We start from the raw sequence: 14,935 nt of genomic DNA on the forward strand, positions 1-14,935 counted from the left end.
ATGTCGATTCTATCAGCCCTGGCAAATTTCTTCGCTCAAACCGCGTTCCCATATCTCACATTTGGGAACATAGCCATGTTCACAGTGGCCATTGCTCTTCTGTATGTAGCTATCGTGAAACACTCAGAACCACTTCTTTTGATTCCCATAGCCTTCGGAATCATTCTTGCGAACATACCCGTTGAAACCACTGGAATATTGAACGAAGGTGGTTTTCTCTTCTATATAAAGAAAGGCCTTGACCTGGGAATCTATCCTCCCCTCATCTTCCTCGGAATAGGCGCCCTCACAGATTTTTCCTTCATGCTCTCGTATCCGATCACCATCTTTCTCGGTGCGGCTGCACAGATGGGAATATTTTTCACCTTCTTTGTGGCAAAGATCCTTGGATTTTCTCTGAAACAGGCGGCTTCCATCGCCATCATAGGCGGAGCAGATGGGCCAACCGCCATTTACATAACGAACACTCTCTCTCCAGAACTGATCGCTCCCATAGCCATATCCGCCTATTCTTACATCGCCCTCATTCCTATCCTTCAACCTGTCGTTTCCAGAATGTTGGTCAGCAAAGAAGAACGAAAAATAAGAATGAAACCACCAAGAAAGGTAAGCAGATTTGAGAGACTTTCATTCCCAATAGTGATAACAGTAGCAACCGCTCTTCTGATTCCAAAATCGCTCCCTCTGGTTGGTTCCCTCATGTTTGGAAACCTCCTCAGAGAAGCGGGGATTGTGAAAAGACTCGTTGAAGCCGCCAGCAGATACATACTCGACACGGTGACGATCCTTCTCATGCTGTCAGTTGGTGCCTCGGCAAGGGCTGATGTCTTCTTGACTCCACAGAGTTTGATGATATTCTTTCTCGGGGCAGTCGCTTTCCTCGTGTCAATGAGTTCTGGGATTCTGTTCGCGAAACTCATGAACCTGTTTTTGAAAGACAAAATAAACCCGCTCATAGGAGCGGCTGGTGTTTCTGCCGTACCGGATTCTGCCAGAGTTGCACAGAAACTTGCTCAGGAAGAGGACCCAAGTAACTATATACTAATGCACGCAATGGGACCCAACGTGGCGGGAGTCATAGGCTCAGCCACTGTAGCAGGAGTATTTTTGATGTTTCTCAGCTGAGAGGGAAGAATATGAGTTACAAAATCGTGGTGAATTATGACTGGTGTAAGGCATGTAAACTGTGCGCGTGGATCTGTCCGACTGGAGCCATCACGAGTGATGAAATAGGAAAACCCGTGACGAACGAGGACAAATGTACCGGATGTTTAAAATGTGAGAAAATATGTCCGGATATGGCTATAGAAATTGTGAGTGATGAGAATGTCTGAGATGATGTTTCTTCAGGGAAACGAAGCGTGTGCTCTGGGCGCGATAAAAGCGGGATGTAGGTTTTTCGCGGGCTATCCAATCACTCCCTCCACAGAGATAGCGGAGGTGATGGCAAGAGAACTACCAAAAGTGGGTGGAGTTTTCGTTCAAATGGAAGACGAAATAGCTAGTGCAGCGGCTGTTGTTGGGGCATCCCTCGCCGGTGTGAAGTCTATGACGGCTACAAGCGGACCTGGGTTCAGCCTCATGCAGGAAGTTATAGGCTACGCGATCATGACGGAAACACCGTGTGTCTTTGTCAACGTTATGAGACTTGGCCCTTCCACCGGACTTCCGACGAAACCTGCGCAGGGAGACATCATGCAGACAAGATGGGGAACGCACGGAGATCACGCTATAATTGTCCTTTATCCTTCATCAGTTGCAGAGGTCTATCGTTACATAATCACTGCATTCAACTTAGCGGAAGAATACAGGACCCCCGTCGTGTTTCTCATGGATGCGACGCTCGGTCACATGAGGGAAAGCTTCTATCCACCGAAAGATGAAGAATTGTTCATCATAGAAAGATTGAAGGACACTTCTTTTGGAGAAGAAGATCTTTTCGTACCTTTCTCTGAAAGTGAGTACGCAGAACCCACACCACTTCCCATGGCCGAGATGGGAAAGACGAGATTTCATGTCTCTGGCCTTGTTCATGACGAATCAGGTTTTCCTCTCACTTCTCCTGATGTGGCAGAAAAATTGATAAGAAGGCTGACGAACAAAATCAGACTCCATGCAGATGAAATAGCTTTCTACGAGGAGTACGAGACGGAGGACGCAGAAATTCTGGTGGTGGCCTATGGGATAGTCGCAAGAAGCGCTATGAAAGCGGTAAAAATCGCAAGACGCGACAGAATCAAGGTGGGATTGTTCAAGCCCATCACAATCTGGCCGGCTCCCGTATCACGTTTCAGAAAACTGGCAGAAAAAGTGAACACCATAGTGATAGCCGAGATGAATCTGGGACAGTACGCAAAAGAACTCATCAGTTCCATAGACAGAAAATCGAAAGTCATAAGAACCATAAACAAAGTGAACGGAGAACTCATAAAACCCGAAGAGATTCTGGATGTTATAACCGAAACTCAAATAGAGATTTAACATAAAAGGGTACAATTGAATCTTGGTTGATCAAAAAATCGAGGAGGTGGAAACTGTGTACGTGGAAATCGTGGATGTAAGAGCAAGAGAGGTTCTGGATTCGAGAGGAAATCCCACCGTTGAAGCGGAAGTCGTTCTTGAAGACGGTACTGTTGGGAGAGCCATTGTACCCTCAGGTGCCTCCACTGGAAAATTCGAGGCCCTGGAAATCAGAGACAAAGACAAGAAGAGATATCTCGGGAAAGGTGTTCTGAAAGCAGTAGAGAACGTGAACGAAACCATAGCTCCCGCGCTGATCGGAATGAACGCATTCGATCAGCCACTCGTTGACAAGACACTGATAGAACTGGACGGCACTGAAAACAAATCTAAACTGGGTGCCAACGCTATACTCGCCGTTTCTATGGCGGTTGCCAGAGCAGCGGCGAATTATCTTGGGTTGCCTCTCTACAAATACCTCGGAGGAGTCAACGCAAAGGTTCTACCGGTGCCTCTGATGAACGTGATCAACGGTGGACAGCACGCAGACAACAATCTTGACCTTCAGGAATTCATGATTGTTCCCGTCGGATTTGACAGCTTCAGAGAAGCTCTGAGGGCAGGAGCTGAAATATTCCACACGTTGAAAAAGATACTCCACGAAGCTGGCCATGTGACAGCGGTCGGAGACGAGGGTGGATTCGCCCCCAATCTGTCTTCCAATGAAGAAGCCATAAAGGTTCTGATTGAAGCCATAGAGAAGGCAGGCTACAAAGCCGGGGAAGAAGTCTTCATAGCCCTCGACTGTGCGGCGTCTTCCTTCTACGATGAAGAAAAAGGTGTTTACTTCGTCGATGGTGAAGAAAAATCCAGCGAAGTTCTCATGGGATACTACGAAGAACTGGTAGCAAAGTACCCCATCATATCAATTGAAGATCCGTTCGCAGAAGAAGACTGGGATGCATTTGTGGAATTTACAAAGAGAGTAGGAAACAAGGTTCAGATCGTTGGAGATGACCTTTACGTGACCAACGTGAAAAGACTCTCCAAGGGAATAGAGCTCAAAGCGACCAACTCCATACTCATCAAACTCAATCAAATAGGCACAGTCACGGAAACTCTCGACGCGGTGGAGATGGCACAGAAGAACAACATGACAGCCATCATTTCCCACAGATCTGGAGAGAGTGAAGACACGTTCATCGCGGACCTCGCTGTGGCAACGAACGCTGGTTTCATCAAGACGGGATCCCTTTCCAGAAGTGAAAGGATAGCCAAGTACAACCAGCTTTTGAGAATCGAGGAAGAACTCGGAAAAGCGGCGGAATTCAGAGGTTTGAAATCTTTCTACTCCATAAATAGATAACACCGAAGGCCCACTTCGGTGGGCCTTCATTTAGTTGAGGTGGTTTCAGATTGGAAAGGCATGAAGAGATAAAAAAAGGAGCATGGATTGGAATATTTGGAAATGCCGTGCTTGCCGCCTTGAAGATTTTGGTGGGACTGCTCACGGGAAGCTATGCGATACTCGCAGACGGAATAGACACGTCCACCGACATATTCACATCTTTTGTCATACTCCTCTCATCCAGAATCTCAGGAAAACCACCTGATGAGACGCATCCCTACGGCCATGAAAGGGCAGAAACGATCGCTTCAAAGATCATTTCCTTCGTTATGTTTTACGCAGGAGCCTCTCTTCTTGTTGAATCAGTAAAAAGGCTTGTGGAACAGGAGTTTTCTTTGGAACTCACTCTGACAGCCTTTATTGTTGTTGGAATTTCCGTTGCAGGCAAAACTTTTCTTTTTTTATACAAACTGTCCCTTGGGAGACGTCTGAACAGCCTAGCTACAATCAGTGATGCTTTGAACATGAGAAACGACATAATGATCTCAGGAACTGTTCTGGCCGGTATGTTTGCGATGAAAACCTTCGGATGGTGGTGGTTGGACAGTCTGCTCGCGATTTTCGTTTCCATTCTGATTCTGAGAACTTCCTTTTCTGTATTCTACGAAGCAGCTTACGAACTCATGGATGGTATGAAAAGAACCGAGTTAGACATGTACGATGATATCTTTGTCGTCCTCGAGCGTTTTCCAAACGTGCACAACCCCCACAGGATGAGAATAAGAAGGGTGGGAACAAAGTACTTCATAGAAATGGATATCGAAGTAGACGGAAAGATGTCGGTGAAAGACGCGCACGAATTGACCGTGAAAATAAGGAAAGAAATGATGAGAAGGAGAGATGATATAGAAGATGTAACAATACACGTTGAACCGCTGGGAAATGTGGAAGAAGAAGGATTCGGGTTAAAGAAAGGAGAGGAAAAATGAGATTGATGGACAGTCTCGAAATACTCTACTACAAAAAAGGAAAAGAATTCGGCATTCTCGAGAAGAAAATGAAAGAAATTTTCAACGAAACGGGTGTGAATCTCGAGCCGGTGAATTCTGAACTGATTGGAAGAATTTTTCTCAAGATCAACGTTCTGGAAGAAGGAGAAGAAGTGCCAAGTTTTGCCATAAAAGCTCTCACACCGGAAGAAAACGCCGTCGATCTCCCGCTCGGAGAATGGGCAGACCTGAAAAACGTCTTTGTTGAGGAAGTCGACTACCTCGATTCTTATGGTGATATGAGAATACTATCGGAGAAAAACTGGTACACAATTTACGTTTCATTTTCTTCGGTGAAGGAGAAAAATAGGAACGAATTAGTGGAAAAGTTCATGAAGTACTTTTTTGAATCGAAAGGATGGAATCCTGAAGAGTACACGTTTTCTGTCCAAGAAATAGACAATCTGTTCTGAGGTGAGAGAATGAACGTTCTGGCACTCGACTCTTCCCAGAAGATAAGAGTTGGGTTGAAAAAAGGAGAAGACCTCTTTGAAATTTCGTACACCGGCGAGAAAAAACACGCAGAGATTCTTCCTGTTATTTTGGAGAAGCTGTTAGACGAAATGGGGCTCAAAGTGAAGGATCTCGATGTTGTGGGAGTGGGAATTGGTCCTGGAGGATTGACGGGCCTCAGGGTGGGAATCGCCACCGTAGTAGGGCTCGTGTCTCCATACGATATACCTGTGGCTCCTCTGAACTCTTTCGAAATGGCTGCAAAGAGCTGTCCAATCGATGGTGTTGTACTCGTTGCCAGAAGAGCGAGAAAAGGTTACCACTATTGTGCAGTTTATCTGAAAGGCGAAGGACTTAATCTGCTGAAAAAGCCGAGCGTGGTCTCTGACGATGAACTGGAAGAGATCACAAAAGAGTTTTCTCCAAAAATAATCCTGAAGGACTACATTTTTATCTCACCTGCCGTGCTGGTTGAAGAGAGCGAGAGTCTTTTCAGGGAGAAAAAGACCATTCATTACTACGAAATCGAACCTTTGTATCTCCAGAAATCCATAGCGGAATTGAACTGGGAAAAAAAGAAAAGGGGCTGACGCCCCTTACTGAACCTTCTCGAGTTCTCTGGCAACTTCGAGGATCAGTTTTTCACCCTCGTAATCCACTCTCACCGTCTGACCTTCCTGCACTTCACCTGATATGATCATTCTTGCGAGTGGTGTTTCGATTTCTCTTTCTATCAACCGCCTTAGCGGTCTTGCACCGAACGTTGGATCGTATCCCCTTTCCGCGAGGTATTCTTTCGCCGTTTCGGTGATCGTGAGTTTTATGTTCTTGTCTTTCAACCGCTCTTCAAGTCTTTTGATCATTATTTCCACGATCTGCTTCATGTGTTCTTTTGTGAGTGGTTTGAAGACAACCACGTGGTCTATCCTGTTTATGAACTCGGGCCTGAAGTAGTGTTTCAGCTCTTCTCTAACTCTTTCTTCAATTTCATCAAAACTCTTTCCTTCTTTAACGTAGTTCAGTATCAGATCGCTCGCTATGTTACTCGTCATTATAATGATCGTGTTCTTGAAATCAACAACGTTTCCTTTGCTGTCTGTGAGTCTTCCATCGTCCATTATCTGAAGCAGTATGTTGAACACATCCGGATGTGCTTTTTCAATCTCATCGAGCAGTATGACACTGTACGGTCTCCTCCTTACGGCTTCGGTCAGCTGACCACCTTCCTCATAACCAACGTATCCCGGAGGTGCTCCTATCAGTTTGGAGACAGCATGCTTTTCCATGTATTCGGTCATATCGATTCGTATCAGTGCGTTTTCGCTTCCAAAGAGCACTTCAGCGAGTGTCTTTGCGAGCTCAGTCTTACCAACACCCGTTGGTCCAAGGAAGAGGAAAGTACCGACCGGCCTGTTAGGATCTTTTATCCCAGCCCTTGCCTTTCTGATGGCATCGGCCACTACCTCAACCGCCTCCTCCTGGTCCACAAGCCTCTGATGGATTATCTCTTCGAGCTTCAGAAGCTTTTCTTTTTCAGATTCAACGATTCTGGAAACTGGAACACCCGACCAGGATTCAACCACTTCTGCTATCTTCTCCGCTGTGACAACCGGTTTTCCACTCTTCAAAGCTTCGTACTCGCTCTTGAGTCTGAAGAATTCTTTTTTGAGATCGGCCGCTTCTCTGTACTGAGATCTTATAGTGAGCTCATCGATTTTCGCCTCAATCTCTTTTATTTTTTTCTCGAGTTCGCGAAGCTTCGTTTCATCCTTTTCCTGTTTTGTAGCACTGAGTCTTACTCTCGCTGCCGCTTCATCCAGCAGGTCAATCGCTTTGTCCGGCAAGAATCTGTCCGTTATGTACCTTGCTGAGAGCTTGGCAGCTGCCTCTATCGCTTCGTCTTCTATCTTCACCTTGTGGTGTTCCTCGTAGACTTTTTTCAGCCCTTTCAAGATCTCTATGGTTTCCTCCACACTCGGTTCTTTCACCATTACCGGCTGAAATCTTCTCGCGAGCGCTTTGTCTTTTTCTATGTGTTTCCTGTACTCATCCAGCGTGGTCGCACCTATGACGCGTATTTCTCCGCGAGCGAGGGCTGGTTTCAACATGTTGGCAGCGTCCATCGCTCCTTCGGCTGCGCCAGCACCAACCAGGGTGTGTATCTCATCGATGAAGAGAATTGTTTTTTCTTTCTGTTTCATCACTTCATCGAGGAATGATTTCAACCTTTCTTCAAACTCTCCCCTGTATTTGGTTCCCGCTATCATCCTTCCAAGATCCACCATCAGTATACGCACATCTTTCAGAGAATCAGGGACTTTCCTTTCGACGATTCTCTGCGCGAGACCTTCCACAATAGCGGTTTTTCCAACACCCGGATCACCGATGAGAATTGGGTTGTTCTTGGTTTTTCTCATGAGAATCTCGATCACACGCTCGATTTCTTTGTCCCTTCCTATGATAGGACCTATTTTTCCTTCTCTCGCCAATTTTGTGAGATCGGTTGCAAAAGCCATGAGCGGCGACTGCTCAGCCGCGTATTCTTCTTCGTGCTCCTTAATCGTTTGAAGCACCTTTTCGTAGTCAATACCGTACTTTTTCAGAACACGAGCGGCATACGTGGAACCGTCCCTCAGCAGTCCCAGAAGGAAGTGAAGAGGACCTATATCCTTCTGCTTGAAGAGCCTGGCTTCTTTTCTCGCCAGCTCCAGGATGTAAGAAAGCTCTTTCGATACATAGACCTGATCGGAGAATCCGTAGTATATACCGTACTGGGAATCGATGTAGTCTTCAAGCTCATTAATCACTTCCTCCACGTTCACATTGAGATCTTTCAGTATCTTCGTGACCTCGTTTTCATCGTAAAAAATCTGAAGAAGAATGTGTTCTGGTCTGATCAGATTCTGATTTCTTTCTTTGATATCCTCAACACTCCTCTCGAAAATATCCTTCATCTTGTCGTTCAGGTTTCTCATGATTCTCACCTCCGGTTCATTATATTAGCACTCAAAAATTACGTTTGATAAAACAAAAAGTGAATATCTCTTGAAACGACGAGATATCTTCTTTTCCCACTCAATTAGTACACACTTGTATATAAAAAATGAATCGACCAAAAATCCCTTCAATTCGGTAGTTCGGGATGATGTTCGTTTATTTACCGTTTTTTTGATTTTTCCAGAAGAATACGTTATAATGTTTCCACACGAGGATCAGAAGGCGTGATAAGATGCGGAAATATTCGCAGCGACACATTCCTGTAATGGTTAAAGAAGTTATTGAGTTTCTGAAACCAGAGGATGAGAGAATCATCCTCGATTGTACGGTAGGTGAAGGTGGACACTCCAAAGCGATTCTGGAACACTGTCCGGGATGCAGAATCATAGGATTAGATGTTGACTCAGAAGTTTTGCAAATCGCCGAAGAGAAGTTGAAAGAATTCTCAGATCGTGTGAGTCTGTTCAAAGTCTCCTACAGAGAAGCGGATTTTCTTCTTAAAACCTTAGGAATAGAAAAAGTAGATGGAATACTAATGGATCTTGGGGTTTCTACTTATCAGCTCAAAGGAGAGAATCGTGGCTTCACGTTCGAGAGAGAAGAACCGCTGGATATGCGTATGGATCTGGAAAGTGAACTAACAGCCCAAAAAGTTTTGAATGAGTTACCGGAAGAGGAGTTAGCGAGGATAATTTTTGAGTACGGTGAAGAGAAGAAATTCGCAAGGAGAATCGCTCGAAAGATCGCTGAAAATCGTCCGCTCAACACTACCCTCGACCTCGTTAAAGCCGTGAGAGAAGCGCTTCCATCCTACGAAATCAGGCGCCGTAAGAGACATTTTGCAACGAAAACGTTCCAGGCCATAAGAATTTACGTCAACAGAGAACTTGAAAATCTGAAGGAATTTCTGAAAAAAGCTGAGGATCTTCTGAATCCGGGTGGCAGAATAGTGGTCATCTCCTTTCATTCTCTGGAGGATAGGATTGTCAAAGAGACGTTCAGAAATTCCAAAAAGTTACGAATATTGACGGAAAAACCGGTTCGTCCCTCGGAAGAAGAAATAAGAGAAAATCCAAGATCCAGGAGCGGACGCTTGCGTGCAGCGGAGCGGATAGGGGAAGGAGGAGATTGATCTGCCAGCGAAGGTAAACCAGAGGACGAGAGTGCTTGTCCTTTCGCATCAACTTATTTTTACCATTGTGCTCGTTGCTGTGTTATTGTTCGTGGGGGTAACTGCCTTAAGAGTGGGAGTTCTGACCTTCTACCTCATGCAAAACAACAAGAAGCTCGAAATCGAGATCAAAGAACTGGAGAGAACTCATCAGGCACTCAAAGAAGAGTTCTACCACATCTCATCCTATTTCGATCTCCTGAATCCCTCGGAGTGAGAGTGATAGATGGAAAAAAGGTTGTGGCTACTTCTTGCAATCTTTGCGATATTTTTGATGGTCTCCTTCGTGAATTTGTTCTTCTTTCCTTTAACAGAAAGAACAAACTGGTTCATTTCTATCCCTCCCCAGCGAGGAAGTATTATGGATATCCGGGGTAGGAAAATGGCCTATGATTCGCCAGAATACGTTGCTTATCTCGACGTCGACTTTTTTAAAAGACAAAATGGAAATATAAAAGCACTCGAGAAGACCCTGCAAAACTGTGGTATTACAGAACCGGTAGAGAAAGTGATGGAGTATAAGTTTTTCAAACTCACAGAGGGAGAAGATAGAGTTGACGTGTTGAAGAAGATAGAATCAGAGTTGCTTCCCTTTGTCAACATAGAGCTGGTATACACCAGAAAAAAAATTCAGGATTACGCTACAGGAGTTTTGCTTGGAACGGTGATAGATGGAAGGGGAAAGGGAGGAATAGAAGGTTTTTTTGACGATCAGTTACGAGGAAAAAGAAAGGGTTTTTTAGAACTTCGTTACAGAGGAACCCGCCTCTCCCCATCCCTTGTGAATTACTCCCCACCCGAAAACGGAAAAGACGTCTGGTTGTCTCTGGATCTTGACCTTCAAAGGCGCGTCTACGATATCATCTCGAAGGCCGTGGAAGAATACTCCGCGGAAGCGGGTCATGTGATTGTGATGGAATCGAAAACTGGCAGGATACTATCAATGGTGACCACCAGAAACTGGAACGATTTGATCGGCGGATACATAGAGCCAGGTTCGACGATAAAACCTCTGGTGTACGCGATCGCTCTCGAGACACATTCTGCTTCACCAGATTTCACCGTTGAATGCGAAGGTTCAATAAAACCAGTAGAGCAACTTCCTGTAGTCATAAGAGACATAGAAAAGCATGGCCTGGTGGATTTCTCCATGGGAATCGTAAAATCGTGCAACGTGATGAGTGTTAAGGTAGGAGAGCTTATCATGGAAAAAATCGGTGTTGATGGATTCTATGAGTGGCTTCAGAAGGTAGGCTTTGGGGAAAAAACCGGTATCGAAATGGAGGGGGAAATCGCTGGTGTTCTGAGAGAAGCGAAAAAATGGTCTCTCATAGATCCGGCTGAAATTTCGATTGGGCAAGGTATCGGTGTCACTCCTGTACAGTTGATTTCATCTCTCAATATCTTTGCGAACGATGGATACTGGGTGAAACCTACCATTTTGAAAGATTCCCAGGTGGAAAAAAGAAGAGTTTTTTCAAAAGAAACAACAGACGTGATAAGACAGGCAATGGCTCAGGTTGTAAAAGAAGGAACAGGAAAACTCGCTCAGGTGAAAGAAGTATCGATCGCTGGTAAAACGGGAACCGCCCAGAAGGCGATCGGTGGAGAATACAGGAATATTTATCACTCACTTTTCGTGGGTTTTTTCCCCGCTGAAGATCCGAAGTACACGATACTGGTTCATCTGGACAGCCCCTCAGGGGCTTTCTACGGAGGAGAGGTCGCTGCTCCAGTGTTCAGAGAGATCGTAGAGATTTTCACAAAGAAAGAAGATGGAAGGATAGAGGCTGTAGAAGGCTTGATGCCAGATCTAACTGGACTCCCAGTTAGAGACGCTTTGCTTGTTCTGGAATCCCTCGGAGTGAAGGACGTGGAGATAAAAGGAAAAGGGTGGAAGGTGTCTGAACAAACACCCCCACCCAATCATCCTTTTGAAGGACCTGTGATTCTGTTTTTGAGCGATCAGAAGTAATGTTTTGCGGCGTGTTCAACAGCAATGGCACCGTCTGCAACAGCTGTGACTATCTGTCTGAGGTTTTTCTTTCTCACATCACCGACCGCGTATATCCCCTTCACGGAAGTTTCCATGTTCTCATCCGTTACGATGTAACCGTAGGGATCCAGTTCTGCCAGACCTTTAAGCAGTTTCGAGTTTGGATCGAGCCCTATGAAGATGAACACTCCATCTGCTTTCAATACCTTCTTTTCTCCCGTTTTCACGTTCTCTATAACGACTTCTTCAACCTTGTCTTTTCCTCTGATTTCCTTCACGGTGGAGTTATAAATGACTTCTATCTTTGGATTGCTCAAGACCCTTTCCTGAAGAACCTTCGCAGCCGTGAGCGTTTCAAGAAGCTGGATCATGGTGATCTTGTTCACTATGTTGGCAAGGAAAATCGATTCGTCGCACGCGCTGTCTCCTCCACCCACTACGATTATGTCCTTTCCCGCAAACAGATATCCATCACAGGTTGCGCAGTACGACACGCCTTTCCCAAAGAACTCCTTTTCACCGGGTACATTCAATCTCTTCGGATTCGCACCGGTTGCAACGATCACTACGGGAGCTTCTATTCTTTTACCATTATCCAGTTCGACCACTTTTTTGTCTCCCTGGATTTCCAGTTTAACGACTTCGGCGTTGTATATGTCTGCGCCGAATTTCTCGGCGTGTTCTTTGAACTTCGAAGCGAGTTCTTCTCCGGAGATGGCAGGGAATCCCGGGTAGTTCTCAACCAGATGAGTGAGGTTCACGTATCCTCCTTCGATCGCTTTTTCAACGACCAGAACAGAAAGTCCTGCCCTTCTGGCGTAGATGGCAGACGTGAGACCCGCGGGTCCTCCACCCACAACGACTATGTCGTATTTGTCTTTTATCTCTTTCTTTCTTATGGATCCAGTATCAAAGAAAACCACTTCTTCTCACCCCTTTGCGAGCCTCAACACCTCGTTTATGAATTCTTTCTCGGGATAAGCCCCTACGAAGAATTTCGACGGATCCCTGTTCACAACAATGTGGGGAACAGAAGAGACTCCGAATTCCTCACTCAGCTCCCAGTATTCGTTCGCTTCTATCATCTCTCCGATTATCTTGTCGCTGGCCATAGCCATGTTGTGAGCCATGAGAACCGCCCTGGGGCAGTAAGGGCACGTTGGCGTAACAAACACACTGATTCTTATCGGTTTCTCAAGATTCTGGAGTTTCTGAATGCTCTCTTCAGAAAGCTGCGGTTTTCCTTCAGAGACGGCGATGATATCCTGAATGAGCGTTCCAAATTCGTGTCCTGAGGGAACTCCGTAAAATCTGATACCGTAATCCTTACCGTCCTCGGGCAAAAGAATTGTGGCGGGAACCATTTCCACCTGGTACTTTTCCACCGCTTCCTTGTCGCTGTCGAAATCACGGATTTCAAGTTCAAGTCTTGGATCGACAGAGACGAGTTCCTCCAGGACCTGTTCTGTGATTTCGCAGTACTGACAGCGCGCTTTGTCTTCCGTCTTGAAGAAGACGATCTTCACCTTTCTTTTGAGCTCTTTCCCAAAAAGATCCTTGAGATAAGCGATGTCCTTGTCCGACAAAATACCCATTTTTTCACCTCCGATATAATTCTACCAAATTAGTCGAGTTTGTCTACTCCGTTCAGTAAACCTATTGTTACACCAAGAACAAGCAAGATTGAAATCACGAAAGGATTCTTTAAATCTGCACTTGAAAAGACGATGTACAGACCAAAAAACTTCAAAGCCGGTCTTCCAAAGGACTTGAACAGTTTCTTTCTGATCTGATAGAGGCTGAATTCTCTGTCGTTGTATCCAAAGGAGAGGAACATGATGCGGTACTGTTCATTTATACTCATCAGAAAATGAACAGACTCTCCAAGAAAAAAGAGCACCGCAAGAACGACCACTATCAGATAGAAAAAGAGAGAATTCAAAATCCAGGAAAACAGGTAAATGAGACCGAGGGTGGTGAACTCGTTGAATATTTTGAGGGCGCTCAGATCAATTTTTTCTCTTCTCTTCAGATAGAGGTAGGAAAAGAAGACAGATACAAAGAATCCAACAACAGAAAAGGACAACCCTTCAAGGAACCAGATCATTTCTCATCCCTCTTGTTTTCTTCCTTTTTGAAAATTTCAGATATAGCTCCCAGGCTTGCGAGTATGGAACTCGCTTCAAATGGGAGGAATATCTTTGTCGCCTGACCGTTAGCCATTTCCTTCAGCGTCTCAAGGTACCTGACGGTGAGAAGATCCTTGGTCGGATTTCCTTCGTGTATTGCATTGAAAACGAGCTTTATTGCCTCGGCCTGTCCACGTGCTTCGAGAATGAGTTTTTGCATGTTCGCTTCTGCGACTCTCTTTATGGCTTCCGCTTCACCCTCTGCTCTCAAAATAGCCGCGTTTTTCTCACCTTCTGCTTTCAATATTTCCGCCTGTTTGTAACCCTCCGCTTCCAGTATAGCCGCTCTTTTTGTTCTCTCTGCTTTCATTTGCTTGCTCATAGCATCGGTGATATCCTGAGGTGGATCTATCTTTTTAATTTCAACTCGGGTGATCCTCACACCCCACTTGTCCGTTGCTTCGTCGAGAACGGTTCGAAGCTTCATGTTTATTCTTTCCCTGGATGTGAGTGTTTGATCGAGTTCCAGCTCACCTATGACGTTTCTCAGGTTCGTCTGAGCGAGTTTTATGGTGGCCATCTCGAAGTTGCTCACGTTGTAAACCACCCTGTACGCGTCGGTGATCTCGTAGTAGATCACGGCGTCCACCGTTACGACCACGTTATCTCTTGTTATGACCTCCTGTGGAGGAACATCAATGACTTTTTCTCTCATGTCTACCTTTATCATTCGCTCGAAGAAAGGAATTATGAAATGTACTCCAGACCCGACTTCTCTTTTGAACTTCCCGAGCCTTTCCACAAGCCCCCGTTCGTACGGACGAACGATCCTTACAGAACTCGCAGCCAGTACGATCAGAAAGAAAACCAAAACAACAAGAGCTATCAACATAGAAACACCTCCCTCATACTCTTTTTACAACCACATGGGCACCTTCCACCTTCATTATCTTCACGTGTTCTCCTTTCTCAATGATCTCATCGTCGTCTTCTACGTACGCCCTCCACACATCTCCGTTGATTTTCACAAGGCCAGTTCCCTTTCTGTTGTCTATTGTTTCAATAACGATCGCTACTTTTCCGGCGATCTCTTCGACATGGATTTTTCTTGGCGATTCCCAGTTCTGAACCAGCCTTCTCGTGAAAAAGACGAGTACTATAGATACAGCTGCAAAGACTATGATTTGAACGTACACCCCAAGATAAAGTGACACCAGAGAAGCGGCAAGCGCTCCCACTCCAAACCAGAATATGAAGAATGTAGGTGTGAGAATTTCCGCAACCATAAGGATCACACCGAGAACAAGCCAAAACACCCAGGCTTCCATAGTT

The 14,935-nt window shown here is 45.4% G+C and carries 16 protein-coding genes; 10 read left to right on the forward strand and 6 right to left on the reverse strand.

The annotated features are described in order from the left end of the window. The 7 genes from MC24_RS07025 to tsaB are packed head-to-tail and all read left to right on the forward strand — an operon-like array spanning position 1 to position 5,900. A complete protein-coding gene (locus tag MC24_RS07025) occupies positions 1 to 1,125 on the forward strand; it encodes a sodium ion-translocating decarboxylase subunit beta (RefSeq protein ID WP_038053900.1) in 1,125 nt (374 codons plus the stop codon). Positions 1,126 to 1,136: 11 nt separating this feature from the next. Further along, positions 1,137 to 1,334, forward strand: a complete 198-nt coding sequence (locus MC24_RS07030) for an ATP-binding protein (RefSeq protein ID WP_038053903.1) — start codon at positions 1,137 to 1,139, stop codon at positions 1,332 to 1,334. Continuing rightward, positions 1,327 to 2,481, forward strand: coding sequence for a 2-oxoacid:acceptor oxidoreductase subunit alpha (locus tag MC24_RS07035; RefSeq protein WP_038053906.1), 1,155 nt, complete (start codon positions 1,327 to 1,329; stop codon positions 2,479 to 2,481). The genes MC24_RS07030 and MC24_RS07035 overlap by 8 nt, the downstream gene beginning before the upstream one ends. 55 nt (positions 2,482 to 2,536) lie before the next feature. Then, entirely contained in the window at positions 2,537 to 3,826 is a 1,290-nt protein-coding gene (eno, locus tag MC24_RS07040) for a phosphopyruvate hydratase (protein ID WP_038053908.1), read from the forward strand. A gap of 50 nt (positions 3,827 to 3,876) precedes the next feature. Next, the gene (locus MC24_RS07045; protein WP_038053911.1) at positions 3,877 to 4,797 is read left to right on the forward strand and encodes a cation diffusion facilitator family transporter; all 921 of its coding nucleotides are present in this window, start codon (positions 3,877 to 3,879) and stop codon (positions 4,795 to 4,797) included. A gap of 5 nt (positions 4,798 to 4,802) precedes the next feature. Beyond that, positions 4,803 to 5,270 (forward strand): DUF3855 domain-containing protein, encoded by a 468-nt coding sequence (locus MC24_RS07050; protein WP_235280348.1) that lies wholly within the window; start codon positions 4,803 to 4,805, stop codon positions 5,268 to 5,270. A 9-nt stretch (positions 5,271 to 5,279) separates the two neighbouring features. Beyond that, positions 5,280 to 5,900: a tRNA (adenosine(37)-N6)-threonylcarbamoyltransferase complex dimerization subunit type 1 TsaB gene (gene tsaB, locus MC24_RS07055; protein WP_038053916.1), complete on the forward strand. Its 621-nt coding sequence runs from the start codon at positions 5,280 to 5,282 to the stop codon at positions 5,898 to 5,900. Between the two features lie 6 nt (positions 5,901 to 5,906). On the opposite strand, the gene MC24_RS07060 is transcribed toward tsaB, so the two are convergent. Then, complete coding sequence (locus tag MC24_RS07060) at positions 5,907 to 8,285, reverse strand: ATP-dependent Clp protease ATP-binding subunit (RefSeq protein ID WP_038053919.1); 2,379 nt, start codon at positions 8,283 to 8,285, stop codon at positions 5,907 to 5,909. A gap of 254 nt (positions 8,286 to 8,539) precedes the next feature. Here MC24_RS07060 and rsmH point away from each other — a divergent pair, with 254 nt between their 5' ends. The 3 genes from rsmH to MC24_RS07075 all read left to right on the forward strand — a co-directional run bounded on the left by rsmH (position 8,540) and on the right by MC24_RS07075 (position 11,453). Then, the gene (gene rsmH, locus MC24_RS07065) at positions 8,540 to 9,439 is read left to right on the forward strand and encodes a 16S rRNA (cytosine(1402)-N(4))-methyltransferase RsmH (protein ID WP_038053922.1); all 900 of its coding nucleotides are present in this window, start codon (positions 8,540 to 8,542) and stop codon (positions 9,437 to 9,439) included. Between the two features lie 112 nt (positions 9,440 to 9,551). After that, positions 9,552 to 9,695, forward strand: coding sequence for a hypothetical protein (locus MC24_RS09740; protein ID WP_156105095.1), 144 nt, complete (start codon positions 9,552 to 9,554; stop codon positions 9,693 to 9,695). Between the two features lie 165 nt (positions 9,696 to 9,860). Further along, on the forward strand, positions 9,861 to 11,453 hold the full coding sequence (locus MC24_RS07075) for a penicillin-binding transpeptidase domain-containing protein (RefSeq protein ID WP_235280349.1): 1,593 nt from the start codon (positions 9,861 to 9,863) through the stop codon (positions 11,451 to 11,453). On the opposite strand, the gene trxB is transcribed toward MC24_RS07075, so the two are convergent. Genes trxB through MC24_RS07100 form a run of 5 tightly spaced genes read right to left on the reverse strand, consistent with a single transcriptional unit; the run spans position 11,444 to position 14,931 of the window. After that, positions 11,444 to 12,397 carry a thioredoxin-disulfide reductase gene (gene trxB / locus MC24_RS07080; RefSeq protein ID WP_038053935.1) on the reverse strand — a complete coding sequence of 318 codons (954 nt, stop codon included), beginning with the start codon at positions 12,395 to 12,397 and terminating at the stop codon, positions 11,444 to 11,446. The genes MC24_RS07075 and trxB overlap by 10 nt on opposite strands. A 6-nt stretch (positions 12,398 to 12,403) precedes the next feature. Continuing rightward, entirely contained in the window at positions 12,404 to 13,069 is a 666-nt protein-coding gene (gene pdo, locus MC24_RS07085; protein WP_038053937.1) for a protein disulfide oxidoreductase, read from the reverse strand. 29 nt (positions 13,070 to 13,098) lie between these two features. Further along, entirely contained in the window at positions 13,099 to 13,581 is a 483-nt protein-coding gene (locus tag MC24_RS07090; protein ID WP_038053939.1) for a hypothetical protein, read from the reverse strand. Beyond that, complete coding sequence (locus MC24_RS07095; protein WP_038053941.1) at positions 13,578 to 14,495, reverse strand: SPFH domain-containing protein; 918 nt, start codon at positions 14,493 to 14,495, stop codon at positions 13,578 to 13,580. The genes MC24_RS07090 and MC24_RS07095 overlap by 4 nt, the downstream gene beginning before the upstream one ends. Before the next feature lie 13 nt (positions 14,496 to 14,508). Then, complete coding sequence (locus tag MC24_RS07100) at positions 14,509 to 14,931, reverse strand: NfeD family protein (RefSeq protein WP_038053946.1); 423 nt, start codon at positions 14,929 to 14,931, stop codon at positions 14,509 to 14,511. Positions 14,932 to 14,935: the final 4 nt, after the last annotated feature.

This window comes from Thermotoga sp. Mc24, from assembly GCF_000784835.1.
In the GTDB taxonomy this organism is placed as follows: domain Bacteria; phylum Thermotogota; class Thermotogae; order Thermotogales; family Thermotogaceae; genus Thermotoga.

What these genes read in the sequence shown, in the direction of transcription:
- MC24_RS07025 (WP_038053900.1), top strand. Translation starts at nt 1, where the DNA reads ATGTCGATTCTATCAGCCCTGGCAAATTTCTTCGCTCAAACCGCGTTC.
- MC24_RS07030 (WP_038053903.1), top strand. Translation starts at nt 1,137, where the DNA reads ATGAGTTACAAAATCGTGGTGAATTATGACTGGTGTAAGGCATGTAAA.
- MC24_RS07035 (WP_038053906.1), top strand. Translation starts at nt 1,327, where the DNA reads ATGTCTGAGATGATGTTTCTTCAGGGAAACGAAGCGTGTGCTCTGGGC.
- MC24_RS07050 (WP_235280348.1), top strand. Translation starts at nt 4,803, where the DNA reads ATGGACAGTCTCGAAATACTCTACTACAAAAAAGGAAAAGAATTCGGC.
- tsaB (WP_038053916.1), top strand. Translation starts at nt 5,280, where the DNA reads ATGAACGTTCTGGCACTCGACTCTTCCCAGAAGATAAGAGTTGGGTTG.
- MC24_RS07060 (WP_038053919.1), bottom strand. Translation starts at nt 8,285, where the DNA reads ATGAGAAACCTGAACGACAAGATGAAGGATATTTTCGAGAGGAGTGTT.
- rsmH (WP_038053922.1), top strand. Translation starts at nt 8,540, where the DNA reads ATGCGGAAATATTCGCAGCGACACATTCCTGTAATGGTTAAAGAAGTT.
- MC24_RS07075 (WP_235280349.1), top strand. Translation starts at nt 9,861, where the DNA reads ATGGCCTATGATTCGCCAGAATACGTTGCTTATCTCGACGTCGACTTT.
- pdo (WP_038053937.1), bottom strand. Translation starts at nt 13,069, where the DNA reads ATGGGTATTTTGTCGGACAAGGACATCGCTTATCTCAAGGATCTTTTT.
- MC24_RS07090 (WP_038053939.1), bottom strand. Translation starts at nt 13,581, where the DNA reads ATGATCTGGTTCCTTGAAGGGTTGTCCTTTTCTGTTGTTGGATTCTTT.
- MC24_RS07095 (WP_038053941.1), bottom strand. Translation starts at nt 14,495, where the DNA reads ATGTTGATAGCTCTTGTTGTTTTGGTTTTCTTTCTGATCGTACTGGCT.
- MC24_RS07100 (WP_038053946.1), bottom strand. Translation starts at nt 14,931, where the DNA reads ATGGAAGCCTGGGTGTTTTGGCTTGTTCTCGGTGTGATCCTTATGGTT.